Source organism: Fictibacillus halophilus (assembly GCF_042680145.1).
Lineage (GTDB): Bacteria > Bacillota > Bacilli > Bacillales > Fictibacillaceae > Fictibacillus > Fictibacillus halophilus_A.
This window is the reverse complement of sequence record NZ_JBHTNQ010000001.1, coordinates 3,017,095-3,041,691: the sequence shown is the minus strand read 5'-3', so window position 1 is coordinate 3,041,691 and position 24,597 is coordinate 3,017,095. Positions and strand designations below refer to the sequence as shown.

Annotated in this window: 24 protein-coding genes; 14 read left to right on the top strand and 10 right to left on the bottom strand. The window is 42.5% G+C overall.

Going from position 1 to position 24,597, the window contains the following annotated elements; translation table 11 throughout:
• Window positions 1-55: 55 nt before the first annotated feature.
• Window positions 56-1,129 carry a peptide chain release factor 1 gene (gene prfA / locus ACFQ4X_RS15355; protein ID WP_379836566.1) on the top strand — a complete coding sequence of 358 codons (1,074 nt, stop codon included), beginning with the start codon at window positions 56-58 and terminating at the stop codon, window positions 1,127-1,129.
• 1 nt (window position 1,130) lies between these two features.
• Complete coding sequence (gene prmC, locus ACFQ4X_RS15350) at window positions 1,131-1,997, top strand: peptide chain release factor N(5)-glutamine methyltransferase (protein WP_379836564.1); 867 nt, start codon at window positions 1,131-1,133, stop codon at window positions 1,995-1,997.
• Window positions 1,998-2,232: 235 nt separating this feature from the next.
• Here the strand turns inward: prmC and rbsB are convergent, their stop codons facing one another.
• The 6 genes from rbsB to ACFQ4X_RS15320 are packed head-to-tail and all read right to left on the bottom strand — an operon-like array spanning window position 2,233 to window position 7,869.
• A complete protein-coding gene (rbsB, locus tag ACFQ4X_RS15345) occupies window positions 2,233-3,150 on the bottom strand; it encodes a ribose ABC transporter substrate-binding protein RbsB (RefSeq protein WP_379836562.1) in 918 nt (305 codons plus the stop codon).
• An 11-nt stretch (window positions 3,151-3,161) separates the two neighbouring features.
• Complete coding sequence (gene rbsC / locus ACFQ4X_RS15340) at window positions 3,162-4,118, bottom strand: ribose ABC transporter permease RbsC (RefSeq protein WP_066293953.1); 957 nt, start codon at window positions 4,116-4,118, stop codon at window positions 3,162-3,164.
• A gap of 1 nt (window position 4,119) precedes the next feature.
• Entirely contained in the window at window positions 4,120-5,601 is a 1,482-nt protein-coding gene (locus ACFQ4X_RS15335) for a sugar ABC transporter ATP-binding protein (RefSeq protein WP_379836560.1), read from the bottom strand.
• Window positions 5,602-5,616: 15 nt separating this feature from the next.
• Window positions 5,617-6,012 carry a D-ribose pyranase gene (gene rbsD, locus ACFQ4X_RS15330; RefSeq protein WP_379836558.1) on the bottom strand — a complete coding sequence of 132 codons (396 nt, stop codon included), beginning with the start codon at window positions 6,010-6,012 and terminating at the stop codon, window positions 5,617-5,619.
• Window positions 6,009-6,887 (bottom strand): ribokinase, encoded by an 879-nt coding sequence (gene rbsK / locus ACFQ4X_RS15325; protein WP_379836556.1) that lies wholly within the window; start codon window positions 6,885-6,887, stop codon window positions 6,009-6,011. Before rbsK ends, rbsD begins: the two co-directional genes overlap by 4 nt.
• On the bottom strand, window positions 6,880-7,869 hold the full coding sequence (locus tag ACFQ4X_RS15320; RefSeq protein WP_379836554.1) for a LacI family DNA-binding transcriptional regulator: 990 nt from the start codon (window positions 7,867-7,869) through the stop codon (window positions 6,880-6,882). The genes rbsK and ACFQ4X_RS15320 overlap by 8 nt, the downstream gene beginning before the upstream one ends.
• 385 nt (window positions 7,870-8,254) lie before the next feature.
• Here ACFQ4X_RS15320 and spoIIR point away from each other — a divergent pair, with 385 nt between their 5' ends.
• The 3 genes from spoIIR to ACFQ4X_RS15305 all read left to right on the top strand — a co-directional run bounded on the left by spoIIR (window position 8,255) and on the right by ACFQ4X_RS15305 (window position 10,822).
• Window positions 8,255-8,911 carry a stage II sporulation protein R gene (gene spoIIR, locus ACFQ4X_RS15315; RefSeq protein WP_379836552.1) on the top strand — a complete coding sequence of 219 codons (657 nt, stop codon included), beginning with the start codon at window positions 8,255-8,257 and terminating at the stop codon, window positions 8,909-8,911.
• A 288-nt stretch (window positions 8,912-9,199) separates the two neighbouring features.
• Entirely contained in the window at window positions 9,200-9,640 is a 441-nt protein-coding gene (locus ACFQ4X_RS15310) for a GNAT family N-acetyltransferase (protein WP_379836551.1), read from the top strand.
• 123 nt (window positions 9,641-9,763) lie between these two features.
• Window positions 9,764-10,822, top strand: coding sequence for an L-threonylcarbamoyladenylate synthase (locus tag ACFQ4X_RS15305; protein WP_379836550.1), 1,059 nt, complete (start codon window positions 9,764-9,766; stop codon window positions 10,820-10,822).
• 308 nt (window positions 10,823-11,130) lie between these two features.
• On the opposite strand, the gene ACFQ4X_RS15300 is transcribed toward ACFQ4X_RS15305, so the two are convergent.
• Entirely contained in the window at window positions 11,131-13,353 is a 2,223-nt protein-coding gene (locus ACFQ4X_RS15300) for a PAS domain S-box protein (RefSeq protein WP_379836548.1), read from the bottom strand.
• Between the two features lie 198 nt (window positions 13,354-13,551).
• On the opposite strand from ACFQ4X_RS15300, the gene ACFQ4X_RS15295 reads away from it, so the two are divergent.
• The 4 genes from ACFQ4X_RS15295 (at window position 13,552) to ACFQ4X_RS15280 (ending at window position 15,965) form a co-directional block, all read left to right on the top strand.
• Complete coding sequence (locus tag ACFQ4X_RS15295) at window positions 13,552-14,094, top strand: manganese efflux pump MntP family protein (protein WP_379837188.1); 543 nt, start codon at window positions 13,552-13,554, stop codon at window positions 14,092-14,094.
• Window positions 14,095-14,200: 106 nt separating this feature from the next.
• Window positions 14,201-14,812 carry a low molecular weight protein arginine phosphatase gene (locus ACFQ4X_RS15290; protein WP_379836546.1) on the top strand — a complete coding sequence of 204 codons (612 nt, stop codon included), beginning with the start codon at window positions 14,201-14,203 and terminating at the stop codon, window positions 14,810-14,812.
• A 105-nt stretch (window positions 14,813-14,917) separates the two neighbouring features.
• Window positions 14,918-15,358, top strand: a complete 441-nt coding sequence (gene rpiB / locus ACFQ4X_RS15285) for a ribose 5-phosphate isomerase B (protein ID WP_130293084.1) — start codon at window positions 14,918-14,920, stop codon at window positions 15,356-15,358.
• A 34-nt stretch (window positions 15,359-15,392) separates the two neighbouring features.
• Window positions 15,393-15,965 (top strand): TIGR01440 family protein, encoded by a 573-nt coding sequence (locus tag ACFQ4X_RS15280; protein ID WP_379836544.1) that lies wholly within the window; start codon window positions 15,393-15,395, stop codon window positions 15,963-15,965.
• 263 nt (window positions 15,966-16,228) lie between these two features.
• On the opposite strand, the gene ACFQ4X_RS15275 is transcribed toward ACFQ4X_RS15280, so the two are convergent.
• The gene (locus ACFQ4X_RS15275; RefSeq protein ID WP_379836542.1) at window positions 16,229-16,696 is read right to left on the bottom strand and encodes a GNAT family N-acetyltransferase; all 468 of its coding nucleotides are present in this window, start codon (window positions 16,694-16,696) and stop codon (window positions 16,229-16,231) included.
• Window positions 16,697-17,003: 307 nt separating this feature from the next.
• On the opposite strand from ACFQ4X_RS15275, the gene ACFQ4X_RS15270 reads away from it, so the two are divergent.
• Entirely contained in the window at window positions 17,004-18,527 is a 1,524-nt protein-coding gene (locus ACFQ4X_RS15270) for a gluconokinase (RefSeq protein WP_379836540.1), read from the top strand.
• Window positions 18,528-18,892: 365 nt separating this feature from the next.
• Here ACFQ4X_RS15270 and ACFQ4X_RS15265 read toward each other — a convergent pair whose 3' ends face one another.
• Both ACFQ4X_RS15265 and ACFQ4X_RS15260 read right to left on the bottom strand, forming a co-directional pair.
• A complete protein-coding gene (locus ACFQ4X_RS15265) occupies window positions 18,893-19,423 on the bottom strand; it encodes a DUF4871 domain-containing protein (RefSeq protein WP_379836538.1) in 531 nt (176 codons plus the stop codon).
• A gap of 316 nt (window positions 19,424-19,739) precedes the next feature.
• Window positions 19,740-20,183, bottom strand: a complete 444-nt coding sequence (locus tag ACFQ4X_RS15260; RefSeq protein WP_379836536.1) for a hypothetical protein — start codon at window positions 20,181-20,183, stop codon at window positions 19,740-19,742.
• 203 nt (window positions 20,184-20,386) lie between these two features.
• On the opposite strand from ACFQ4X_RS15260, the gene glyA reads away from it, so the two are divergent.
• From glyA to upp, 4 genes are all read left to right on the top strand, one after another.
• Window positions 20,387-21,622: a serine hydroxymethyltransferase gene (glyA, locus tag ACFQ4X_RS15255; RefSeq protein ID WP_226536975.1), complete on the top strand. Its 1,236-nt coding sequence runs from the start codon at window positions 20,387-20,389 to the stop codon at window positions 21,620-21,622.
• Between the two features lie 123 nt (window positions 21,623-21,745).
• Window positions 21,746-22,315: a sigma-70 family RNA polymerase sigma factor gene (locus ACFQ4X_RS15250; protein ID WP_379836533.1), complete on the top strand. Its 570-nt coding sequence runs from the start codon at window positions 21,746-21,748 to the stop codon at window positions 22,313-22,315.
• Complete coding sequence (locus tag ACFQ4X_RS15245; protein WP_379836531.1) at window positions 22,308-23,354, top strand: DUF4030 domain-containing protein; 1,047 nt, start codon at window positions 22,308-22,310, stop codon at window positions 23,352-23,354. Before ACFQ4X_RS15250 ends, ACFQ4X_RS15245 begins: the two co-directional genes overlap by 8 nt.
• Window positions 23,355-23,687: 333 nt before the next feature.
• Window positions 23,688-24,317 (top strand): uracil phosphoribosyltransferase, encoded by a 630-nt coding sequence (gene upp, locus ACFQ4X_RS15240; protein ID WP_066293906.1) that lies wholly within the window; start codon window positions 23,688-23,690, stop codon window positions 24,315-24,317.
• The last annotated feature ends 280 nt before the right edge of the window (window positions 24,318-24,597 follow it).

Sequence of the window (24,597 nt, the reverse complement as noted above, 5' to 3'; positions counted from 1 at the left end):
AGCTGATAACGACTATAATTACAATGTTATGCATACAAAGCAGAGGTGAAAAACCATGTTAGAACGTTTAGAAACGATCGAACAGCGATATGATAAATTGAATGAATTTTTAAGTGATCCTGAAGTTATTAATGATACGAACAAACTGCGCGAGTATTCAAAAGAGCAATCTTCTCTTCAGGAAACTGTAGCGGTTTACCGTGAATATAAAGAGGCAAAAGAACAGCTGGACGAAGCAAAGATGATGCTTGAGGAAAAGCTTGATGCCGAAATGACAGCAATGGTAAAAGAAGAAATCTCTGGTCTTTCTGGTCAGATTGAAGAGTTCATAGCCAAGCTGAAGATTTTATTGCTTCCGAAAGACCCGAACGACGACAAGAACGTTATCGTCGAAGTCCGCGGTGCTGCCGGCGGAGACGAGGCAGCATTGTTTGCTGGCGATCTTTACCGTATGTACAGCCGTTATGCGGAAATGCAAGGATGGAAGTCTGAAGTTATCGAGGCTTCTTACACTGAACTTGGCGGTTATAAGGAAATTATCTTTATGATCAACGGTGCTGGCGCTTATTCGAAGCTGAAGTATGAGAATGGAGCACACCGTGTTCAGCGTGTTCCAGCGACTGAATCTGGCGGACGTATCCATACATCTACAGCTACAGTAGCGGTTCTTCCTGAAGCGGAAGAGGTAGAGGTTGAAATCCATGAAAAAGACGTGCGTGTAGATACGTTTACATCTTCTGGTCCAGGGGGTCAGTCTGTAAACACGACTCAATCTGCGGTCCGTTTAACTCATATTCCTACAGGCACGGTTGTATCGTGTCAGGATGAAAAATCACAGATCAAGAACAAAGAAAAAGCTATGAAAGTTCTTCGTGCGCGTGTATATGATAAGATTCAGCAAGAAAAGCAAAAAGAGTACGATGAGACACGTAAGAGCGCGGTTGGATCAGGTGACCGTTCTGAACGTATCCGTACGTACAACTTCCCGCAAAACCGTGTTACCGATCACCGTATCGGCCTGACAATTCAAAAGCTTGACCAGATCCTTCTTGGTAAAATGGATGAGTTTGTAGAAGCGCTCATCACAGAGGATCAAACAAGCAAGATGAAAGCACAGGCGGACGCGTAAAATGAGTACGAAAGTTCATGAAGCCCTCGCCTGGGCTTCTTCTTTTTTAGCAGACCATAATCGGGAAGCCTTTGCTGCAGAGATTCTGATGAGACATGTCTTGGGTGATGTAAGCCGTACGGATATGCTGATGCGTCTTCACGATCCAATAAGCGAAGAGAAGTATGAAGAGCTAAAAGCGGCAGTGGAACGTCATGTTAATGGTGAGCCGGTTCAATACATTACCGGCAGGGAAGATTTTTACGGCCGCACGTTTTCTGTGAATGAAGAAGTTCTGATACCGCGTCCTGAAACAGAAGAGTTAGTGGAGCATATGCTGACACTGATTTCTGAGCATTTTCCTAGTGAAGAGAAAGTTGCTGTTGCAGATATCGGGACAGGAAGTGGTGCAATTTCCGTAACGATGGCGCTTGAGAATAAGGATTTGAAAGTATACACAGTGGACATTGCGAAAGAGTCGATTGAAGTAGCACGTGGAAATGCGAGAAAGCTTGGAACAGATGTTGAATTTCTTCATGGCGATTTGCTGAAGCCTTTTATAGATAGAGGTATCAAGCTGGATGTGGTTGTATCGAATCCCCCATACATCCCTGATCATGAGATCGCAGTTCTCGATACAATCGTAAAAGATAGAGAACCGATGCGCGCGTTGAGCGGCGGGGAAGATGGCTATGACTTTTACAGAAGGTTTATGGAAGAGCTGCCGCTGGTTTTGAAGGAAAGAGCATTAGTTGGCTTTGAAGTGGGCGCTGGTCAAGGTGCAGCGGTAGCCAGCATGCTGAAAGATACCTTTAGAGAAGCGCAAGTGTACGTGAAGTATGACATTAGCGGGAAAGACCGCATGGTGTTTGCAGTGATTGGGAAATAATTTGGGAAAAGGGGACAGACCCGGGTCTGTCCCCCTCTTTCGTTTTAGTGTGTAGGCTCATAAATTTTTTTGAAGGCTCATAAAAAATTTTGAAGGACCATAAAAAATTTTAAAGGCTCATAAAAAAATTTGAAGGCTCATAAATCCGACTGAAGGCTCATAACTGTTTTTCTGAGCGGTTTTCCAACAAAAAAAGGCTGACTCTTAAGCTTAAAGCTATAGAGTCAGCCTTTTTTTATTCCTTCACCATCAATTTAAGCGGTGCGGATATTTTCTTTTCTACTTTTTTGCCTGCTAATACGTCAGATGCTGCTCCAACAGCTAGTTTCCCGATGAGTTCTGGTTGCTGAGCCACTGTGGCAGCTAGTTTTCCAGCTTCTACAGCTTTCACGGCGTCTTCGTTTCCGTCAAAGCCAACGACGATAACATCACGGCCGGAGCTGTTGATTGCTTCGAGTGCTCCTAATGCCATCTCATCGTTATGAGCGAATACGGCTTTGATGTCTGGATTTCCTTGCAGCAGATTTTCCATAACGTTTAAGCCTTTTGTACGGTCAAAGTTAGCGGTTTGTTTTGCAGTCACATCTAACTGTTTATCTGCAATGTTATGGAATCCTTTTCCGCGTTCACGTGTAGCGGATGCTCCTGGTACACCTTCCAGCTCAGCGACTTTAGCACCTTCACCAACTTGTTCTACGATATAATCGGCTGCCATTTGGCCGCCTTTTATGTTATCGGATGCTACGAACGATGCTACATCGCCCTTTTCTGTAGAACGGTCCAAAGTGACAACGGGAACACCGATGCTGTTCGCGGATTGAACAGCTGTAGAAATAGCTGCTGAATCGGTTGGGTTGATCAGTAAGGCATCAACACCTTGCTGCAATAGATCCTCTACGTCATTAACTTGCTTAGCAGAATCGTTCTGTGCGTCGACCACTACAACTTCAGCACCTTGCTTTTTTGCTTCTTTCACAACTCCATTTTTCAATGAAACGAAGAACGGATTGTTTAAAGTAGAAACAGATAAACCGATCTTTATCTTTTCTCCTTCACCTTTTTTCGAAGGTTTTGCCCATGAAGGAGGTTCCATTGAACAAGCTCCTAAAAGAAACACCGACAACGTTAGAATTACGATTAACACTTTTTTCAACTGAAACCCTCCTATGCTGCTTTTTTACGATCAATTAATACTGCGATCAAGATAACGACACCTTTAACAACCATTTGGAAGAAGGAAGAGACACCTAATAGATTCAAACCATTGTTCAGTGTTCCGATGATCAAAGCACCGATCAGTGTACCGATGATAAGACCTCTTCCGCCTGATAGACTTGTCCCGCCTAATACAACCGCAGCGATTGCATCAAGTTCATACGAAGTTCCTGCTGTTGGCTGTGCTGAATTCAAACGAGAAGTTAATATCGCTCCTGCTAGAGCCGCAAGGAGTCCAGCGAGAGAGTAAATCATTACTTTTACTTTTGTTACTTTAATTCCAGAGATGATAGCTGCTTTCTCATTTCCGCCGATCGCGTATGTCTTACGTCCAAATGGAGTTTTGTGCAGAATCACCCAGAACGCTGCAAAGGTAAGCATCATCGTAACGGCTGGTACAGGAATGCCTAAGAAATATCCGCGTCCGAAAAGCTGAAATAAATAATTTTCTCCAAGACCTGTGATTGGGTTTCCGTCCGTATAAACGAGTGTCAACCCGCGGAAAATTGTCATTGTTGCAAGTGTCGCGATAAATGGAGCCATCTTGCCTTTTGTAATTAAAAGACCGTTGATCGCTCCCATAACAGCTCCGAGCAAACAGCCAACTAAAATGGCAAGCATAGGATCCATACCAGAAACGATCATGCCGGCCATTAAAGCGCTGGAGAGGGCGAGTATCGATCCGACCGACAGATCTATGCCTCCTGTTAAAATAACGAATGTCATACCGAATGCAATAAGTGCGTTAATCGCCACTTGCCGCAGCAGGTTTAACAAATTCAGAGGTTCTAAGAAACTTGGATTTAGAACCGATACAATGACGACAAGAATGATTAATCCTAAGAATGGTCCCAGCTTCTGCGTGATATTATCTACATGATTAACTTTTGCAGGTGATGTTTTCATATTACTGTCCTCCCGTTGCAAGCGTCATAATTTTTTCTTGCGATGCTTCGCTCTTTGCCAGCTCACCGCTGATCTTTCCTTCATGAACCACAAGGATCCGGTCACTCATCCCGATTACTTCAGGAAGTTCAGAAGATACCATGATAATCGCGACACCGCGATCGGTAAGCTCGTTCATCAACTGATAGATTTCACGCTTAGCACCAACATCGACACCTCTTGTTGGTTCATCTAAAATTAAAACCTTTGGTCCGATGCCAATCCATTTCGCGATAACGACTTTCTGCTGATTGCCTCCCGAAAGGTCTTTGGCATTCGTTTCACCAGATTGCGTTTTAATACGCAGCCGTTTAATCAATAAATCAACAAATTCATTCTCTGTTTTATCATCAATGAATCCTTTTTTTGAAAAGCTCGTTAAGTTCGGGAGAGCCATGTTATCCCGAATCGAGAAATCGAGCACAAGCCCCTCGGTTTTCCGGTCTTCCGTAATAAAACCAATGCCCAGTTTTACAGCTTCATAAGGATTTTTGATTGCCGCTTTCTTGCCATCCAGCCAGATTTCACCGCTATCCAGCTTATCGAGCCCGAACAGTGCCCGCATGATTTCGGTACGGCCGGCTCCCATAAGACCTGACACCCCGACAACTTCACCAGATTTCACTGAAAAACTTACATTCTCAAACACGCCGTTTCTTGCAGCGTTTTTGACTTCGAGCATCGTTTTGCCGACACTCGGATTTCTTTCAGGAAAACGATCCGTCAGTTCACGGCCAACCATTTTACGGACCACATCATCAAAGTTTGTTTCTGAAATTGTTTTTGTATCGACTGTTTTTCCGTCACGCATCACAGTTATACGGTCGCAGATGGCGAAGATCTCTTCCATCCGGTGCGAGATGTAAACAATAGAAACTCCTTCTTTACGGAGAGCGTTTATGACTTCAAACAGTTTTTCAATTTCACGTTCAGTAAGGGCAGCGGTCGGTTCATCCATGATGATGACTTTTGCGTTTGTCATAAGGGCTTTCGCGATTTCAATCATTTGCTGCTGGCCTACTGAACAAAGCCCTGCATTTCTGTCTAAAGGAATATTTACAGCCAGCTTTTCGAACTGCTTTTTTGCCAGCGCTTTCATTTCCTTTGATTTTAAAAGACCGAACTTCGATCGCAGCTCCTTGCCGATAAATAAGTTTTCAAGCACCGTCATTTCCGGCCAAACGTTCAGTTCTTGATGAATAAATGCAACCCCATGTTTCTCTGCATCTTTCGGATTATCAAAATACTTTTCCTGTCCATCTATCTGAATTGTTCCTGAGTCTCGTTTATGAAGACCCGTTAAAATGTTCATTATGGTAGATTTACCAGCACCGTTTTCACCCATTAGGGCGTGAACTTCGCCTTCTTGGAGTTCAAAATCTACCCCGGATAATACTTGGTTCGTTCCAAATGCTTTGTAAATATCGTTCATTTGGATGTGCATCACAATCACTCCTTTCTAGAAGATTACACCTGCTTTTAAAATGCAGTTGGCATACGGAGTTACTTCACCCGTTCGTATCACAGCTTTCGCGTGTTTTGTCAGTTCTTTAAATTGTTCATGTGACACAAATTCAATGTCTCTTTCTGAAAAAGTCTGATTCAAATATTGAAGCGTTTTTTCGTTCTTTTCCTGAATCTCACTCGCCAAAATTACATGTTCAACAACCATGTCATCGGATACGGCTTTTACTACGTCTTCAAAGCTTGGTACACCGAGTGTCAGTGCTAAATCAATTCGGGGAACGTGAGCGGGAATCGGCAGCCCGGCATCGGCAATGACTATTGAATCTGTATGACCAAGATCTGTTAGGACTTTTGAGATATGACTATTTAGGATTCCGTGCCGCTTCATAACGTTTCCTCCACTTCTTTTCTTAATGGCATACCGCCTTGTGCGCCAAATTTTGTGACAGAAAGGGAAGCGGCCCGGTTTGCAAATCGAAGGCTGTCAGTGATGCTTTTTCCTTCGGCTAACGCAACCGCCAATGCGGCATTAAATGTGTCTCCAGCTCCCGTTGTATCCACTGCCTTCACTTCATAAGAGGGAACAAGCACTTCTTTTTCACCATCAAAATAGCGTACACCTTGTTTCCCTTCCGTAATAAATACTTTGTTTGGATATTGTTTTAATGCTTTTTCTGTTGATAAACCATCAAACAGTACGAACGCTTCATGCTCGTTTGGTGTAATATAAGCGGCATTTTCAATAACTTTTTGCGATATTGGGCGAGAAGGGGCAGGGTTCAAAAGAAGAGGCACCCCATACTCTTTGCAGCGTTCACTTACGTATTCGACCGTTTCCTCAGGGATCTCTTGCTGGATGAGAACCATGTCCGCTTGCTCAATAATTCCTAGCGATTTACCAACATAATCAGGCGTCACATGGTCGTTTGCACCTTTTACAACTACGATGCTGTTGTCACCTTCAGCTAAAATGATATGAGCCGTTCCGCTTTCTGTATCTGTAACCGGTTCCACATTCGTTACATCAACATCATTTTGTGTGAAGTTCTTCAAAATAGCAGATCCGTAATGATCGTCACCGACACAGCCTATCATGGATACGTCTGCACCTAATCGTGCGGCTGCTACAGCTTGATTCGCTCCTTTTCCTCCTGGTACGGTTTTAAATGAAGATCCTAAAACCGTTTCACCCGCACCAGGACGTTTGTCAGAAGTAACGACTAGATCCATCGAAGAACTTCCGATCACTGCAATCTTAACCATTAGTATCAACCTTTCTTGTGGTATGTCTTTCTATAAAAGTAACTGGCATCTGAATGTGCTGCTCATTCACGGATTGTTTATTGATAAGTTTAATTAAAAGCTGAGCCGCTTCCTTTCCCATCTCATAGGCCGGCTGGCGTATGGTTGAGAGGGAGGGGAACAGCAAGCTGCTTTGCGGAATGTCATCAAACCCGATGATCTGAATGTCTTCCGGTATCGCTTTTCCAAGTCTTAGAGCTTCATGCAGGATAGCAGTTGCGACGATGTCGTTGCTTGCCAGCACTCCGTCTGTGTCTGGATACATGGAAAAAAGCTCTTTTGCCCATTTTTCTGCATCTTCAAAGGCAAATGATGTAGTAGACATGACATGAAAATCAATATCCGAGCGGCTTAACTCTTCCAGTGCTCCTTGAAATCGATCTTGCGCCGGCTGTATGTGAGCGGGTCCTTTTAAAAGGGTGATGCGTTTGCTTCCGCGTTTTACGATTTCCTCTGCTGCGATTCTTCCGCCTTTTTTACCGTCTGCATACACGGATGGATAATCGCTCGATGTCCGGTCTAAAAAGACGACGGGGATGGACAAGCCATCATAATTCGTTTTGCTTTTATTATTGGTCGCAGAAATAATACCGACGACATTGTTCTGAATAAAGGTGTTTAAGTAATCCAGCTCTTTTTCTGTGTTTTCATCACTGTTTCCGAAAAGAATCCGATAGCCGCCTTTTTGCAATTCATCTTCCACGCCTCTTGCAAGCTGCGGGAAGAAGGGATTTGTAATATCCGGCAGCAAGAGACCGATCAATTTTGATTTTTTCTTATAAAGGGAGCGGGCCACTTCATTTGGACTGTAACTTAAATTCTTCATCGCTTCCGTTACGCGTTTTCGTGTATCTGCATGAACATATCCTGTTTCATTCAGAACACGGGAAACCGTAGCCACTGATACTCCTGCTTCCTTTGCTACGTCTCGAATTGTAGCCAACAGCGTCGCCTCCCTTCATGTATGTAACCGTTTACACATTTAAATTAACATGGATTTTGACGTAAAGCAAGCTGGTAATTATTTCTTTTGTTGAAGCATCTGTTAGATACTATAAGAAGTAGTTGACTTCCGCTTCAGGTGCTCGCTTTCCACGGGGTGTGCGGTGAGCCCACTCGGTGTTTTTTGCACCATGAGGGGTCTCACCTGTCACACTGATCCCGCAGGAGTCTCCCACCTTACGCTCCAGTCAACTTTTCAATGATGTAAAACTATCGTTAAACAAAACCTTTGTCGAAACAGACAGAAAAGATTTTAGTAGTTTGCTAGTATGTTTTTTTCTCACACTGACCAAACTGTGGTTAGAGACGAAGGGGAGGAAAAAACGATGAAAAAACGCAATCATTTCTTTATTCTTATTCTTATATCTTTAGCGGTGATGTTCTTATTCTTTGAAACACAAACAAAAGTGGCAAACGCGACGATGAATGCCTCTGTTAAGATACCGGAAGAATCGATCAGACTTCGCATTTTAGCAAACAGCAACACGCCAGCCGATCAAAAGCTGAAGCGTGATATCCGTGATGAAGTAAACGCACAGATCACAACGTGGGTAGACGAATTATCAACATTAAGTGAAGCTCGTGAAATCATCCGCGAGCAGCTCCCAGCGATCGAAAAGATCGTTCAGAACAAACTGAGCGAAGCGGGAATCGAAAAGACATTTTCAGTAGAGCTGAACAAGGTGGCGTTTCCTACTAAAATGTATGGCGACTATATTTATCCGGCAGGTCAATACGAAGCAGTACTTATTACGCTTGGAGAAGGCGAAGGTAAGAACTGGTGGTGTGTGCTTTTCCCGCCATTATGTTTCCTCGACTTTGAAAACGGAGATGCTGTAAAAGAAAACAAAGAAGGCAAAAGTGACAAAGCCGAAACAGCTTCTGCTGAAGAGGCGGATGAAACGGAAGAAATTCAAACGAAATTCTTTGTCGTAGAGTTGTTTGATAGCCTTGTAAGTGCAGTAGGATCGTTATTCTCTTAAATTGTGCATAAGTTCCTCCCTATTTTCATAGATTATAGAAAATGAAGAAGGTAAGCCTAAAAGGGTGTGCCTTCTTTTTTTAACTAGGCTGTTTCGCAAAATTTGTAGCTTTTGGAAGTGGTTGATTTCCGTTTCAGGATGCTCGCTTTCCACGGGGCGAGCGGTGAGCCCGCAGGAGTCTCGCACCTTGCACTCCAATCAACTTGCACAGGAAGGGAATCAAAAAAACAGTCCCAAAATAACAATCAATTAAAAAAGAATCTTATATAAAACAGGGGAGAGTTGAAAATGACGATTATTTTAAGGCAGGCTATGCAGCATGAGGCAAAGGATTTATTGCAGCTTGTTGGAAAAGCTGGACTTCAGTCAGAAGGAATCAAAGACAGCATTGAAAACTATCTTGTCGTGGTGAATGATGAAGGGGAGACCATCGGAACAGTAGGGCTTGAACGGATCGGTAACGACGGTTTGCTTCGTTCATTTGTATTGAAGCAGAAATATTCTTCAGAATCCCTTCTCCTTAAACTCATCGATAAAATTTTGGTATACTCAAAAGATAAAGGAGTTGAAACACTTTATTTACTCACAAAGGCTGTGCATATGTTTGAAGCGCTGTCTTTTGAAGTCATTCCGAAAGATAAAGTGCCTCCTCATATTGAAAATGCCGATCATGTAAAAAATAATGCAGCATCAGGAGCAGAACTTTTAGCGTATGCGTTAGATGCATAATGAGTTTGTCAACAACTTGTCCACAATTCGCGACAAATTGTGCATAACTCTGTGGATATAAAAGTTTTGTGGATCGACCTATTAAAAGCGTGTCGACCTGAGTAATAGAAAGGGATTCAAACCATGAAATCATTCCAAACGGAACTCTGGACTGTGGATAACTTTGACGAAAATTTAATAAAACATCCACATGTTATTCAGGCTTCCTTGTGGATAAAACAAAATGAAGTGGTTGCTTTGCCGACTGAAACGGTTTATGGACTGGCAGGTAACGCTCAAAGCGACCATGCGATAGCAAGAATTTTTGAAGCAAAAGGCAGACCGAGTGACAATCCGCTAATTGTCCACATATCAGACCGAAAGCAGCTTAAAGGTCTTGTTTCTTCCTTTCCAGAAAATGCGGAAAAGCTGATGAACACCTTCTGGCCAGGTCCGCTTACGATCGTAATGCCGAAGGGGAATAATGTAAGCGAAAAAGTAACGGCTGGGTTATCCACAGTTGCGGTTAGAATGCCAAACCACGCGATAGCTCTTGCTGTCATAGAAGCTTCAGGTGTACCGCTTGCTGCGCCTAGTGCCAACTTGTCAGGCAAACCAAGTCCAACTACAGCGAAACATGTATACGAGGATCTAAAAGGAAAAATTCCTGGAATTGTGGACGGAGGCTCTACAGGAGTAGGTGTAGAGTCGACCGTGGTTGAGTGTACTAATGAGACAGTGACCATTTTAAGGCCAGGTGGAGTAACATTTGAGGATTTGGAACACATAGTTGGTACCGGAAATGTCATGGTAGACCCAGGCATTCAAAACGAAAAATTGGCTCCACGGTCACCTGGCATGAAATATACACACTATGCACCGAATGCTCCGTTTGTTCTTGTGGATGGAAGTCCTGAATTTTTGCAGCAGCTTGTGGATAAAGAAAGAGCTGCCGGGAAGAAAATCGGAATCCTGACTACGGATGAAAGAGTGGATTTTTATAGAGCAGATTGCGTGATCCCTGCTGGGAGAAGAGAGAATCCAGAAACGGTTGCTCAGCATTTATATGAGGCACTTCGCTCATTTAATGAAGCGGGCGTCGATCAGATTTTTGGGGAAGTGTTCCCAAAAACAGGAGTGGGAGTGGCCATTATGAACCGGCTTGAAAAATCCGCTGGCGGCAACATCATAAAAGAACAATAAGTAAGGGTCAATTCAGCCAATTGAACTTATCTGATGCAATTTTACGGTACGTGTTCTTATATTTATTACACGTTCGCTCAGATTCTTTGAGTTACGCTCAAAAACGTCGAGTTACGCTCAAGATTTTCTAGTTACGCTCAAACTGCCTCTAGTTTCGCTCAGAATCTTCCTTTTTCGCTCAAAGTAACTAAAAACGAAGACAGAACTCTAGGGCGAGGAGGCTCACCGCACGCCCCCCGGAAAGCGAGCATCCTGAAACGGAAATCAACCACCCACTTCTCCTTTTGTTTACGAACAAAAGCCTGTGTCTATTGCGACACAGGCTTGTTTTTATGAATCGGCAGCATGATCGAGAAAGTCGTTCCTTCATCAATTTTGCTGTCTATTAAAATTTTTCCGTGGTGGTTTTCCACAATCTTATAACAGATCATAAGGCCGAGACCTGTTCCTTTTTCCTTTGTCGTATAGAATGGTTCACCGAGTGTCGCTAAGCGCTCTTCAGGAATTCCGCAGCCATGATCGATAAAGGACGCGATTACGTAATTTTCTTGCTTTTGCAGGTGAATATGTACAGAGCCGCCTGTCGGCATCGCTTCTATTGCGTTTTTCAGCATGTTCACAAACACTTGCTTGATCTGATTATCCACACACCAGATTTCAGGAAGATCAGGTGCACTTTCAAAGTAGATCTGAACATTTGTTAGTATGGCTTGGGTATCAAGAATCGAAATGACATGCCTAAGCAGATCCCGCAAGTCTGTTTTCGTAAAATTCATGGCTTGCGGCTTCGCGAGCAGCATGAACTCTCCCACGATACTGTTGATTCTGTCGATTTCTGAAAGCATGATCTCGTAGTAATCCTTGTCTTCTGATGCTTTTGACTGCAGAAGCTGTAAAAATCCTCGAATCGAAGTTAGCGGATTGCGGATCTCATGTGCCACACCAGCTGCGAGCTGCCCAAGTACGGAGAGCTTGTCTGATTTTCTGAGCATTTCTTCGGTTTGCTTCCGTTCAGTAAGGTCACGTGCTACAACAACGCACGATTCTGGCTGTCCCAGATCATTGATGATTGGTGTTGCGTTCGCTTCAAGGGTTACCCAGTGGCCGTGTGCATGCTTGCATCTCACCTCGAATTTTACAGGCTTTAGCGTTTGCACCATCTCGTTGATCGCGAATTTCACTTTAGGTCTGTCATCTGTATGAAAGAATCCTTGAATCTTTTTTCCATCATAAATGGACGGATCGAAGCCGAGCAGCAGCCTGTTAGAAGGCGAGAAGTATTTTACGTTCCCTTCAAGGTCTACAACTCCTATTAAATCCGTCGTGTTCTCAGCGATAATCCGGTACTTTTCTTCGCTTTCTTTTAATGCTTTTTCTTTTAATTTTTTATCTGTAATATCTCTTGAAATAGCGGATAAGGCAACAACATCACCATTTTCTCCGTAAATAGGGCTCAGAGAAAGACTCACATTAATGCGTTTTCCGGACTTCGTCAGTCTGATCGTTTCGACGCCTTTTACGTATCCGCCATGTTTCACGATCGTCATCAGTCTTTCAGATTCTGCCGCTTTGTCTTTTGGAACGACCGGCAGCATATGGGATGAGAGACCGCTGTTGAGCTCTTGCTGTGACCATCCGTAGATCAGCTCGAACGCTGGATTTACTTTTACGTAATAATTCGTTAAATGCACAACTGAGATGGCATCACTTGAATGATAGATAACAGACTCGAGCAGGTCTTTTGTTTCTCTCAGCTCTTTTTCCGCTTCTCTTTTGGCTGTAACATCCTTCGCGATTCCAAATACACCATGGATTTTGTTCAGCACGATGATAGGAGTAAGGGTGAATGTGATCTGCCGTACATCTCCGTTTTTCTGCCGGATGCGTGTTTCATGCATTTTAGATCTGCCTTTTAATGCGTCATTAAACTGATCGATCGCAATCGATTTTCGTTCCGGCATCATAAGAGGATCGAACGTCATGTTGAGAAGCTCTGTTTCGCTGTAGCCCGTCAAATCCGTACAAGCTTTATTGACGGTAGTGAATTTACCGTCCAGATCCAGAGAGAATAAGGCATCGATGTTATGGTCCATCAATGATCTGAATCGCTGTTCACTTTCTGCGAGCTGCGTCTCTACCTGGACCCTTTCGCTCAAATCAACGCAGAACCCGTAAACCTCTGAGACAGCACCATCTTTATAAATCGGACCGATCGCTGCTAAAAAAGGAATGTCGTTCAGCTTCGATTCGTACGTCAGACTTTCTCCGTTTAACGCTCTCTCGTAAACTTCTCTTTTAAAAACGGCCATCTCTGGCGGAAAGATATCTTCTATTCGTTTTTGCAGAACGTTTTCCTGTTTGAGACCGAACATGTCAAAAAGGTCACCCTGACTCTCAGTCATGATAATCTCATCATCCTGCTTTATAAATCGAAAGGTCATGCTTTTTTGGCGGGAAATACCGGTTTTGAACGGAGAAAACCGCCATATGTTTTCCCCTGCTGCCGGAATGGCCGGTGCGTTATGGACCATGCTTGTTCCTCCCTTTTTTCGAACAGGTTTATATCTCTTTTATATACGCTACTCCCTGGCGTTTTCCCTTCCTATGCTGCTGTAAAGTGTGCAATTTTTAAACGTTTAAACAGCTTGTATATTTTTTAGTCTTTTTAAAAGTAGACATGCATAGGCTGAAAGTATGATGGATAAAGGAGTGGGAACTATTTGGCAACGATGGGGGAATGGATGACACTATGGTTTATGTCCATCGCACTCGGTATGGACGCCTTTTCGATCGGGCTGGGAATGGGGATGCTTTCACTTCGAATAAAGCAGATTATGAAAATAGGAATCACGATTGGTCTTTTCCATATGTTGATGCCGCTTGGCGGGATGACGATCGGCAAAGAGATATCTTTCCATTTTGGCGGTATCGCAGGCGTAGTGGGAGGGATCCTTCTCGTTATACTGGGTATGACGATGATCCGCTCTTCTTTTTCAAAAGATGATGAGCCTTTTGTTCGGCCAGTTGGTTTCGGTCTGCTCGTTTTTGCATTGAGCGCTTCTCTCGACAGTTTTTCTGTTGGTCTTAGTTTAGGAATCTACGGCGCAAAAACGTGGCTGACTATTTTTATGTTCGGAATGATGAGCATGCTTCTTACGTGGTGCGGGCTGATGATGGGGAAGAAAGTGCAGAAATGGCTTGGTTCCTACAGCGAGGCTTTAGGCGGCTGCATCCTGCTTGCTTTTGGCGTCAAGATTCTTTTGCCTTTTTAAATCACAGAACGAGAGGATTTATTTCCACGTGAAACCGGTGATATACTAATAAAAAACGTTACTCTCTATAAAAATGGGGAAAGCTAGAATATGAGGTGAACACTCCATGAACGTGTTATTTATTTGTACAGGAAACACTTGCCGAAGTCCGATGGCTGAAGCGATTTTACGGGAAAAAGGAAAGGGAAGATTTCACGTAAAGTCTGCAGGAGTATTTGCTGGAAACGGCGCCGTTATGAGTTCGAATGCAACACAGGCTCTTTCTGAGAGGAAGATCAAAGAGAATCATCAGTCACAGGGTGTTTCAGATTACTTGATCGAGTGGGCAGATCTCATTTTAACGATGACTGAAAATCATAAGCATGCCCTCGTTGGAAGATGGCCGGATGCTGTCAACAAAACATATACATTAAAAGAATACGTGATGGACGACGATGATCTGAAGAAAATTGAAGAGATTTACGAGTTGTATACAGAAATCGAAATGTTAAAGCTGCAATATATGTCCAAAGATCATAATAGTGAAGATGTTAAAAGTGAGTTCGAAAAAGAAGTGAGGCCGCTCGTTGAAAAGCGGATGAAGCTTGAGAGCTCCGTTCCGTCACTAGATATTTCAGACCCGTTCGGCGGTCCTTTGCATCTCTATCAGGAAACAAGAGACGAAATCGAAGCGCTTATTGAAAAATTAGTGAAAAAAGACGATAAGACTAAAGAGTGAATCATATTCGAATGAGGCTGTCCTAAATAGGCGTGAAGCGGCATTGAATAGGGTACTAGTTAAGAATATAATGGAAAAAAGTATGAGAGAGCAGGTGCAGACAACATGAAAGTAGCAATAGGTTCAGATCACGCCGGAGTTGAATTACGTAAAGAAATTATAGCCATGATAGAAGAGCTGGGAATGGAAGTAGAAGATGTTGGCTGTGAATGCACGACATCTGTAGATTACCCGGACTATGCTATTCCTGTAGCAGAAAAAGTAGCAAACGGCGAAGCAGATCGCGGAATCTTAATTTGCGGAACGGGAATCGGTATGAGTATCGCAGCAAACAAGGTTAAAGGAATCCGCTGCGCACTTGTTCATGATCTGTTCAGTGCAAAGGCAACGAGACAGCATAACGACAGCAATGTACTTGCCATGGGTGAACGTGTAATCGGTCCAGGTCTCGCTTTGGAAATTGCAAAAGTATGGCTTACGACAGAATATGAAGGCGGACGCCACGGACGCCGTGTGGGTAAAATCTCTCAATACGAAGGCCAATAGCAATAAACCCATAATATGAAGGGAAGACCATCAAATGAGCGACGAGCTCCAACAAATCGAAGACCAAGTCCTGAATGTTTTGCAAGATCTGCAAAAGCATGCACAATTAAAATCTTCTCAATTATTAGTAGTAGGCGCAAGTACGAGCGAAGTAATTGGTGAACGAATTGGCACATCAGGCACGATGGATACAGCGGGTGCACTATACCGCGGTATCATAGCGTTTCAAGAGGAAACAGGAGTTGCACTTGCAGTCCAGTGCTGTGAACACTTGAATCGCGCCCTCGTCATGGAGCGGGAAGAAGCAGAAAAAAGAGGCTATGAAGAAGTTCGGGTTGTTCCGGCTCGATCGGCCGGCGGTGCATTGGCGACACATGCCTTTCACCATATGAACGAACCCGTGATCGTTGAATATATAAAAGCCGACGCAGGCATCGACATCGGTGACACCTTTATCGGTATGCACCTGAAGCATGTCGCAGTACCGGTTCGAAGCGAAGTTAAGAAGGTTGGCGCGGCGCATGTGACGCTGGCGAAGACGCGCCCGAAGCTGATCGGCGGCGAACGCGCAGTCTATCCGAGCAAAGAAGACATACGGTGTTTTTAATATGGAAAAAGCCCTCTTGGTGAGGGCTTTTTTTGTTTTTTTATTGAGCGGGTGAGGTGGTGGCGGGGCGAAATTTGTCGAGGATTGTAGACTCGTCAATATAATGGCCAAATTGGTGAATATATTGGTTACATTTTTCAATATAAGAGAAAAACTGGTGAAATTATTTGTGCTTTTGGTGAAATTACGTTCGACTAAGCCTTTTCGGCTCTTTTAAGTGCCCTCAAAATCGATGATCTGTAGCTTGGCGCTTGCCAAGCATCCTAATTATGTTCGATCTCGTAATGAATCCACTCAGAGTTGATGTTTTTTCCGCCCATTTTCTTGTAAAGTGCTTGTGCAGACGTATTATCGACTGCTGTTTGCCAAGTCATGTACGCATAGCCTTCATTTTTCGTATATTCTAGGACATGCTGAAACAATTTCTCGCCTAATCCCGATCCGCGATACTCTGAATCTACAAAAAGGTCGTTCAAAATGGCGATTTTCTGCACACGAGTGGTGCTGAACGAGAAATAGAGTGTAGCGAAACCGGCAAGCTCCCCATCATCGGCAACCGCCACAAACTGTGTTCCTGCTTCCTCAGAGTTCAGCAGGTGCAAAATATGATTTTCCAATTGATTATCCTCAGGCTTTCTACCCTTATAAAAATCAACAATATAAGCGAGCATCAAACTTTTCAGGTGCTCGATATCTTCTTTTACGACAGGACGTATTTGAAAAGCGGCCATCTTTTATTTCCCCTTTTTATATTTTTTTATAGAGATAGCATTTCGCATTCTTTGAATAGAATCCTGCACTCTGTCTTTATTTTTTATCATAAAGTTTATAAATAACAGATCAACAATCGTATGCTGTGCGATCCTGGATGACAAAAGATACGCTTCGTTCTTGGACAATAATGGAGACTATTATTGCATTAACTGGATTTACGGTCGTATTTGTATTAGGATTCTTTATACTATAGATAGTGGTTTGATGAGGGAGGGCATACTAATGCTGCTCCCTTTGGTGAACGGTTTGAAAGGAGAATATATTTTGAAAAGTTATGCAATCGGCATTGATATAGGAACGACGAGCACGAAGGTCGTCCTTTTTGATGAAAAAGGAGCGGCAGTTGCTCATCATGCAAAAAGTTATCCTTTGCTTGCAGAGGTACCCGGGGCTGCGGAACAAAATCCTGATGAGATTTATGAAGCAGTCGTCTATTCACTAAGAGAAACGGTAAGGAAGAGCGGGGATCTCGCAGAAAGAATTGGCTTTATCTCATTCAGTACAGCGATGCATTCTCTCATTGCGGTGGATACGGATGGGAAACCGCTGACGAACAGCATCACATGGGCAGACACGCGCAGTGAGTCATATGCTTTTGCGGTAAAATCAAATCCAGACGGATTAGACCTCTATAAAAGAACAGGCGTGCCGCTGCATCCGATGACACCTCTGTTTAAATTGCAGTGGCTAAAGAATGAGCATACAGAGATTTTTCAAAAAGCAACTAAGTTTGTCGGCATAAAAGATTACATACTATATCGCTGGTTTGGTGAATGGGCAACTGATTATGCGTCAGCTGCAGCAATGGGACTTTGGAACATGAACACACTCGAGTGGGATGAAGAGGCTTTACGGATGGCGGATGTTACTCCTGATCAGCTGCCGGTGATCCAGCCTACGACATTTTACTGGGACAACCTTTCGGAAACCTTAGCAAAGATCAGCGGACTCGATTCATCTGTAAAAGTAGTAATCGGAGCGACTGACGGACCTTTATCCAATCTTGGGGTAGGTGCGATTTCGCCTGGTGATGTTGCCGTAACGATCGGGACAAGCGGTGCGATCAGAACGACTTCTAGTACTCCGGTTTTGGATGCTGAGGGAAGAACGTTTTGTTATCCGTTGACCGAAAAGCATTGGGTCTCTGGCGGTCCTGTAAATAACGGAGGAATTGCGTTTCAATGGGTTCACGACCTTTTTACAGAAGAGGAAATGGAAGGTTCTTATGAAGAGCTGTCAAAACGGGCTGAAGCGGCGCTTCCTGGTGCAGAAGGCTTGGTGTTTCTGCCTCATTTAACGGGTGAACGTGCACCTTTATGGGATGCGCAGGCTAAAGGTTCTTTTATCGGTTTGACGCTGCGCCATAAAAAAGATCACATGGTTCGTGCGGTATTAGAAGGTACGATCTTCAATCTGTATCAGGTTTATAGCCTGGTGAAAACACAAGCACAGGAAAAAGCAGACGTTAAGATTTTTGCGACGGGCGGTTTTACGAACTCACCAGCGTGGAAGCAGATTTTAGCCGATGTTTTCCAGAAGGCAGTTAGCATTCCTGAGCATACAGAAAGTTCTTGTCTTGGAGCGGTTCAGCTTGGAAGATTTGCAATTGGTGAAACAGAAGTTTTACAGGAAGTGTCTGAGGAAACAAAGCAATATGGAACGGTGATGCCGAACGCAGAGCATAAAGAGGTATATGGAGAGCTGTTTGAAATCTATCAGAGTCTATCAAAAACGATGGAATCCCAATATAAGGCAATCCATGAGTTTCAAAGCAGAGTTTCAAAATAGATTGATGCTTTTGACGATTTTGTTGAGTACGCTTCATTGACTAGTTGAATGGAGCGCAAGGTGCGAGACTCCTGCGGGATTAGCGGGACAGGTGAGACCACGACAGGCTTGAAAAGCCTAGGGGGCTCACCGCACGCCCCGCGGAAAGCGAGCATCCTGGAGCGGAAATCAACATCTTCTTCCTAACAACATTTGTTTACGAAAACAGCCTAAAGTAAAAAAGAGAGCGGGCAAATGCAGCTAACGGGTTCTCTTTTGGAGGAGAAAATAACAATTCGCAAGCCTTTTAGCAACTGGAATAGCACTATAATTGGTTATGTAAATAACATCAAAAAAGACCAGAAATATATCTGGTCTTTTTTTACTTATTCAGTTACTTTTTCTTTTACGTCTATAACTAAAGTGTCAAATAACTGTTCATCAATATACACGAGCAATGCCCATTTTCCAGATGAAGGTAAAGAAACGTTAGAAGGCATCGTGGCATCTGCCCCGTTCATTGCTCCTCCTGAAAAATCTCTTGTATAACCACTTGTTAATAAGGGCTTTTTCATCGATGTTTCTTGATGATAAGCTACTACGGTTAATTTTCCTTCTGCTTTCCCAAAGAAGTGCCATAACCATTTATCTTTTTTCTTCGCTTGTAAATCGGGTCCTACATAACCGACTTTTTTTGGATTTCCAAGGATATCACTGTTTCCATTTGTCCCTATTTTGGTAACTGTTTTGTCCCAATCAATATTTTTAATATCAGTCTCACTAACAATACTAGACGAATCAGCATTTTGCATAACGGGCTGTGCTTTTTCATCCTTTGTCTCCTCTTTCTCTGAAACACAACCACTTATAATCAAACAACACAAAGAAAACGCAAGCAAAGAAAATTTAACTTTCAACTAAACTCCTCCTTTGTAGTAATCATACTAGTTTTCATATTTAAATATTAACATAAATTCCCATTTGTTCTTTGAAAAATGACTCAGATTAACACATTATTCAGCAAGGTAATTAGCAGGATGACAATAACTATTGTCATCCTGCTAATTTGTATACGAATTCGGGTGCTAGTTTATACATAAAATCGGTAAAAACGTTGATATAACAATAAAAAATAGCATACCAATTCACCTGCGAATTGGTATGCTATTTAAGCTATTATTTAATGTTTTCTCCCTCAAAAGAGAACCCGTTAAAATGCAGCCCGCTCTTTTTCTATTCAATATAAGTAGCGTTGATCAACGAAAGACCTGATTTTGCATCTTTCCCAGTCTTTACATTTCCGTAGACGATGATGTCAGAACCAGGTGCAACTTTACTCATCGTAAAGTTCATAACCTTAAAGTTTGTTTCTCCAACTTTAAGCTCGAAGCTTCCGCCTGTTGCTACTGGAGTCTCGGAATTAACGGTTCCAACCGCTTTAATGATTTTTTCCTCGTAAGCTTTAGGATCTGCTTCTAATGCTTTTGGATCTAATTCAACTGCATTTTCTTGCATGTTTTTAATAATTTTAGCCTGATTGGCTGTTTCATCAGAAGCTGTTTTCTCTTCCGTTTGTTCCTTCTTCGGTTTTTCCTCAGGTTTTGCTTTTTCCTCGCTGCAGCCAGCAAGTGCAAGCACAAGGACAAGAAGACTCGCTCCAAACCACTTTTTCATCATGATGTATGACACCCCTTTTAAATCTACTGTTTCTCTCTATTATGTATCATCATACCATGTTCATCCCTATCAAATAAAATGAATTTTCACACCTTTGTGAAAGATTGTGCATTTCCTCTTACAACTGAAGACATAAATGTGTAAGATAGAAGGGTATGTTACAATCATAATAATTTTTCACATAAGGTAAGGGGGAAGCGAAAATGAACCATTTGAAAACAGCTGATCAAGAAGTCTACCAATCCATCATGGATGAATTGCACCGCCAGCGTACAAAAATAGAATTGATTGCTTCTGAAAACTTTGTTAGCCAAGCCGTAATGGAAGCTCAAGGCTCCGTTTTAACAAATAAATACGCAGAAGGTTACCCGTCAAGACGCTATTATGGCGGATGTGAGCACGTGGATGTTGTTGAGAACCTGGCGAGAGACCGCGCGAAGAAAATCTTCGGTGCAGAACATGCCAACGTTCAGCCGCATTCTGGTGCTCAAGCCAACATGGCCGTTTACTTCACAATCTTAGAGCAAGGTGACACGGTTCTTGGTATGAACCTTTCTCACGGTGGCCACTTAACTCACGGAAGTGCTGTTAACTTTTCCGGAATTCAATACAACTTTGTTGAGTACGGAGTTGATAAAGAAAAGAATGTCATCGATTATGAAGATGTTCGTCAAAAAGCACTTGAACACCGTCCGAAGCTGATCGTAGCTGGAGCGAGCGCGTATCCACGTGCGATCGATTTCGCGAAGTTCCGTGAAATCGCGGATGAAGTGGAAGCTTACCTTATGGTGGATATGGCTCACATCGCTGGACTTGTTGCAGCTGGTCTTCACCAGAATCCAGTTCCTTATGCTGACTTTGTAACGACGACAACACACAAAACGCTTCGCGGACCGCGCGGCGGAATGATTTTATGTAAAGAAGAATTCGCTAAAAAAATTGATAAATCCATCTTCCCAGGCATCCAGGGTGGTCCTTTAATGCACGTGATCGCTGCAAAAGCGGTATCGTTCGGAGAAGTTTTAACGGATGATTTCAAGGTGTATGCTGAGCAGATCGTGAAAAACGCGAAGCGCCTTGCTGAATCTCTTAAAAAAGAAGGACTTACACTTGTTTCAGATGGTACAGACAATCACTTGATCCTGATCAACGTGAGCGAGCTTGCGTTAACAGGAAAAGTTGCTGAAAAAGCGCTTGATGATATCGGAATTACAGTGAACAAAAACACGATTCCATTTGATCAAGAAAGCCCGTTCGTAACGAGCGGAATCCGAATCGGAACAGCAGCCGTTACTTCCCGCGGTTTTGTAGAAGAAGATATGGATGAGATCGCATCGATCATGGCATCAGTTCTAAAGAACATTGAGGATGCAGATGTGCTGAAAGATGCAGAAGCACGCGTTGAGAAACTAGCAGGTAAATATAAGCTTTACGAATAAAATTAAGATTAAGCCCCTTTGCCGGTAGGCAGAGGGGTTTTTTGGTGATTAAAAAGAAATTTAATTTTAAAGGGAACCGTTCTGAAAAAATGTCGTCTGTATCTGTGAAAAGGAGGTACGACTTTGATCAATAATATAAAGTCTGCAGCCGGTAAGCATACCAGCTATGATCTAGTAAAAAGTAAAGAATGTAGCCTTGACAGCCTGATGAAAGAGTACGGGCAAAGTGTTTTGTGGTTAGCCTACTCTTATGTAAAAGATAAAAATCTGGCAGAAGAGATTACACAGGATGTATTCATCAGCTGTTACGAAAAGATGGATACTTTTCGTGAAGAATCATCAATAAAAACATGGATATACCGGATTGCGAGCAACAGATGCAAAGATGTCATGAAATCACGAGCATACAAGTATAAGAAATTCACACAAACTTTATTTGACCACTATTATTCTAATGATCAAACCCCAGAAGCTGCTTTTATCAAGAAGTCAGAAGAAAGTGAACTGTCTACAAAAGTCTTAACTTTGCCGCTTAAATACAGAGAAGTTATTTTTCTATATTACTTTGAAAACCTAAAGCTTGAGGAAATCAGCACCCTCTTATCAATTAAAACAAACACCGTAAAAACGAGATTGCATAGAGGGAGAGATCTATTAAAGCAAATGTTTGAAAGAGGTGCGGGGAATGGATGATAAATTGAAAAAGTTAAAAGAAAGCATGACAAGTACGGTTTTAGCGGAAGTTAAGTTCGATCAAAACCTGGAGCGGAAAATATATGACCGGATAGAAAATCAAAGCTTTAAAAGCAGAAATAGCCATTTTGGAAATAGACTAATCTATCTTACGAGTGCTGCTGTACTTCTTTTTGCATTATTTATTGGATCAGCTTTTGTTTCCCCTGCAATGGCCAAGATGGCTGCGAAGATTCCATATATAGGAAAATACTTCGAATCAGAAAATATCGGTTATGTCATACATGAAGAACTGAGGGAAAAAGGGTACAGCATAAGCGGAGTAGGTGCCTCATATCAAGGAAAAAAAGAAATAATTATTGATATACAAGGTGATGATCAATATTTTGAAAAAGTGAAGAATGAGGTAGAATCGGTTGCAGCAGAAATTCTAAATGCACGAGGCTATGACGCTTATTCCGTTAAGGTAAACAAATTTCAGGAACGGACTTTGAGTGAAGAAGACAAAAAGTTTATGGCAGAGCAGGAAAAACAAGCAGAACAAGATGAGGGAATTCTAACGGCTATTAATGAGATGCGCGAAGAATATCAATTAGAAGGGTTAGGTATTGACCCAAATAAAAAGATAATAGAAATTGAAGTTCCAGACTCGGTTGAAAGAACGGATGAAATTAAACAACAGGTCCAGCAGATTGTAAGTGCTAAAACAGACGAGCCTTACAAGATTAAGATTAAGAAAATAAACATGAAGAAAAGAGATCAGGATTGGAGATGGGGCGAGATCCTTTCAATTGTTGGCGAGGATTTAATGGGCAAGAAAGTCTATAAAGTAACTGGTCTAGCGTATTCTGTCTATCCTTCACCTGAAATTATCTTTAAAACATCTCTCAAAAGCACAGATCCTGATGCAAAAGAGCATGCAGAACAGTTGGAGAAAGTTATTGAAGACTATCTGAAAACAGATGAAATGAAAGAAAAGGTAAAAGACGATTCTTATACGATCACAATTCGCAGCAAAGATAAAAAGAAATTAAATTAGGATATAAGAGGAGATCGCATCGCTGCGGTTTCTTTTTATTTTACAACGAACGAAGATAGAAGATGCTGTGAGGCGGCCACTATAATTGTTTAAATATATTTTTGTACATATAGGTGTGTAGAAGTTGGATCCGATTCTTCTCTTTTTTAATGGTTTCAACCGCCAAAAAGGGGAATAGTAACAAGTGAGCTGAACAAGAAATATTTGGAGTCAAAATTGCATCGATTTAACTGCTAGTTTTCCTTGAAGTGCACCATGTTTTTCTGTACAATGCTAGAGATGCTTTTTTAGAAACGCCAATAAAAGTTACATAAAAGGAGAGGTGCTTTAAACATGAGCAATGTATATGTCCTTGATCATCCGTTAATTCAGCATAAATTGACATACATTCGAGATGAGAGAACGGGTACAAAAGAATTTCGCGAGCTTGTAGATGAAGTAGCTGGGCTAATGGCTTTTGAAATCACGCGTGATCTTCCATTGCAGGAAGTAACGGTAAAAACGCCAGTTGCTGAAGCGACAATGAAAACAATCGCCGGAAAAAAATTAGGGCTAGTACCTATCCTTCGCGCCGGTCTCGGTATGGTAGACGGCATTCTTAAACTTATTCCAGCGGCAAAAGTGGGACATGTTGGTCTTTACCGTGATCCTGAAACGCTGACACCGATTGAATATTACGTAAAGCTTCCTTCTGATGTAGAAGAGCGCGACTTTATCGTGATCGACCCTATGCTTGCGACAGGCGGATCTGCTTCTGCAGCAATCACTTCTATTAAAAACCGCGGTGCGAAAAACATTAAGCTTATGTGCTTAGTTGCTGCTCCAGAAGGTGTAAAAGTGATTCAAGATGAGCACCCAGACGTTGATATCTTCTTGGCTGCTTTAGACGAGAAATTAAACGACCACGGATACATCGTTCCAGGTCTTGGTGACGCTGGTGACCGTTTGTTTGGAACAAAATAAGACGGAAAAATGATAAAACTGACTTGATTGAGGGGGAAAATGTCCCGGTTGAGTCAGTTTTTTTTTTTTTATCTATTTGAAGCCAGTTTTCACGCTGAGAAAGGGCTAACAAAATTGTGTTTGAGCGAAAGTTGCAGTGTTTTGAGCGTAACTTGAAGATTCTGAGCGCAGGAAGACTTTCTTGAGCGTAGCTTGGTGTTTTTGAGTGAAAACCAGTACATCTTGAGCGAACGTGTAATAAATAAAAGAACACGTACCGTAAAATCGTAAAATCCAAAAA

What these genes read in the sequence shown, in the direction of transcription:
- prfA (WP_379836566.1), top strand. Translation starts at nt 56, where the DNA reads ATGTTAGAACGTTTAGAAACGATCGAACAGCGATATGATAAATTGAAT.
- prmC (WP_379836564.1), top strand. Translation starts at nt 1,131, where the DNA reads ATGAGTACGAAAGTTCATGAAGCCCTCGCCTGGGCTTCTTCTTTTTTA.
- rbsC (WP_066293953.1), bottom strand. Translation starts at nt 4,118, where the DNA reads ATGAAAACATCACCTGCAAAAGTTAATCATGTAGATAATATCACGCAG.
- ACFQ4X_RS15335 (WP_379836560.1), bottom strand. Translation starts at nt 5,601, where the DNA reads ATGCACATCCAAATGAACGATATTTACAAAGCATTTGGAACGAACCAA.
- rbsD (WP_379836558.1), bottom strand. Translation starts at nt 6,012, where the DNA reads ATGAAGCGGCACGGAATCCTAAATAGTCATATCTCAAAAGTCCTAACA.
- rbsK (WP_379836556.1), bottom strand. Translation starts at nt 6,887, where the DNA reads ATGGTTAAGATTGCAGTGATCGGAAGTTCTTCGATGGATCTAGTCGTT.
- spoIIR (WP_379836552.1), top strand. Translation starts at nt 8,255, where the DNA reads ATGAAAAAACGCAATCATTTCTTTATTCTTATTCTTATATCTTTAGCG.
- ACFQ4X_RS15310 (WP_379836551.1), top strand. Translation starts at nt 9,200, where the DNA reads ATGACGATTATTTTAAGGCAGGCTATGCAGCATGAGGCAAAGGATTTA.
- ACFQ4X_RS15305 (WP_379836550.1), top strand. Translation starts at nt 9,764, where the DNA reads ATGAAATCATTCCAAACGGAACTCTGGACTGTGGATAACTTTGACGAA.
- ACFQ4X_RS15300 (WP_379836548.1), bottom strand. Translation starts at nt 13,353, where the DNA reads ATGGTCCATAACGCACCGGCCATTCCGGCAGCAGGGGAAAACATATGG.
- ACFQ4X_RS15295 (WP_379837188.1), top strand. Translation starts at nt 13,552, where the DNA reads ATGGGGGAATGGATGACACTATGGTTTATGTCCATCGCACTCGGTATG.
- ACFQ4X_RS15290 (WP_379836546.1), top strand. Translation starts at nt 14,201, where the DNA reads ATGAACGTGTTATTTATTTGTACAGGAAACACTTGCCGAAGTCCGATG.
- rpiB (WP_130293084.1), top strand. Translation starts at nt 14,918, where the DNA reads ATGAAAGTAGCAATAGGTTCAGATCACGCCGGAGTTGAATTACGTAAA.
- ACFQ4X_RS15280 (WP_379836544.1), top strand. Translation starts at nt 15,393, where the DNA reads ATGAGCGACGAGCTCCAACAAATCGAAGACCAAGTCCTGAATGTTTTG.
- ACFQ4X_RS15275 (WP_379836542.1), bottom strand. Translation starts at nt 16,696, where the DNA reads ATGGCCGCTTTTCAAATACGTCCTGTCGTAAAAGAAGATATCGAGCAC.
- ACFQ4X_RS15260 (WP_379836536.1), bottom strand. Translation starts at nt 20,183, where the DNA reads ATGATGAAAAAGTGGTTTGGAGCGAGTCTTCTTGTCCTTGTGCTTGCA.
- glyA (WP_226536975.1), top strand. Translation starts at nt 20,387, where the DNA reads ATGAACCATTTGAAAACAGCTGATCAAGAAGTCTACCAATCCATCATG.
- ACFQ4X_RS15245 (WP_379836531.1), top strand. Translation starts at nt 22,308, where the DNA reads ATGGATGATAAATTGAAAAAGTTAAAAGAAAGCATGACAAGTACGGTT.
- upp (WP_066293906.1), top strand. Translation starts at nt 23,688, where the DNA reads ATGAGCAATGTATATGTCCTTGATCATCCGTTAATTCAGCATAAATTG.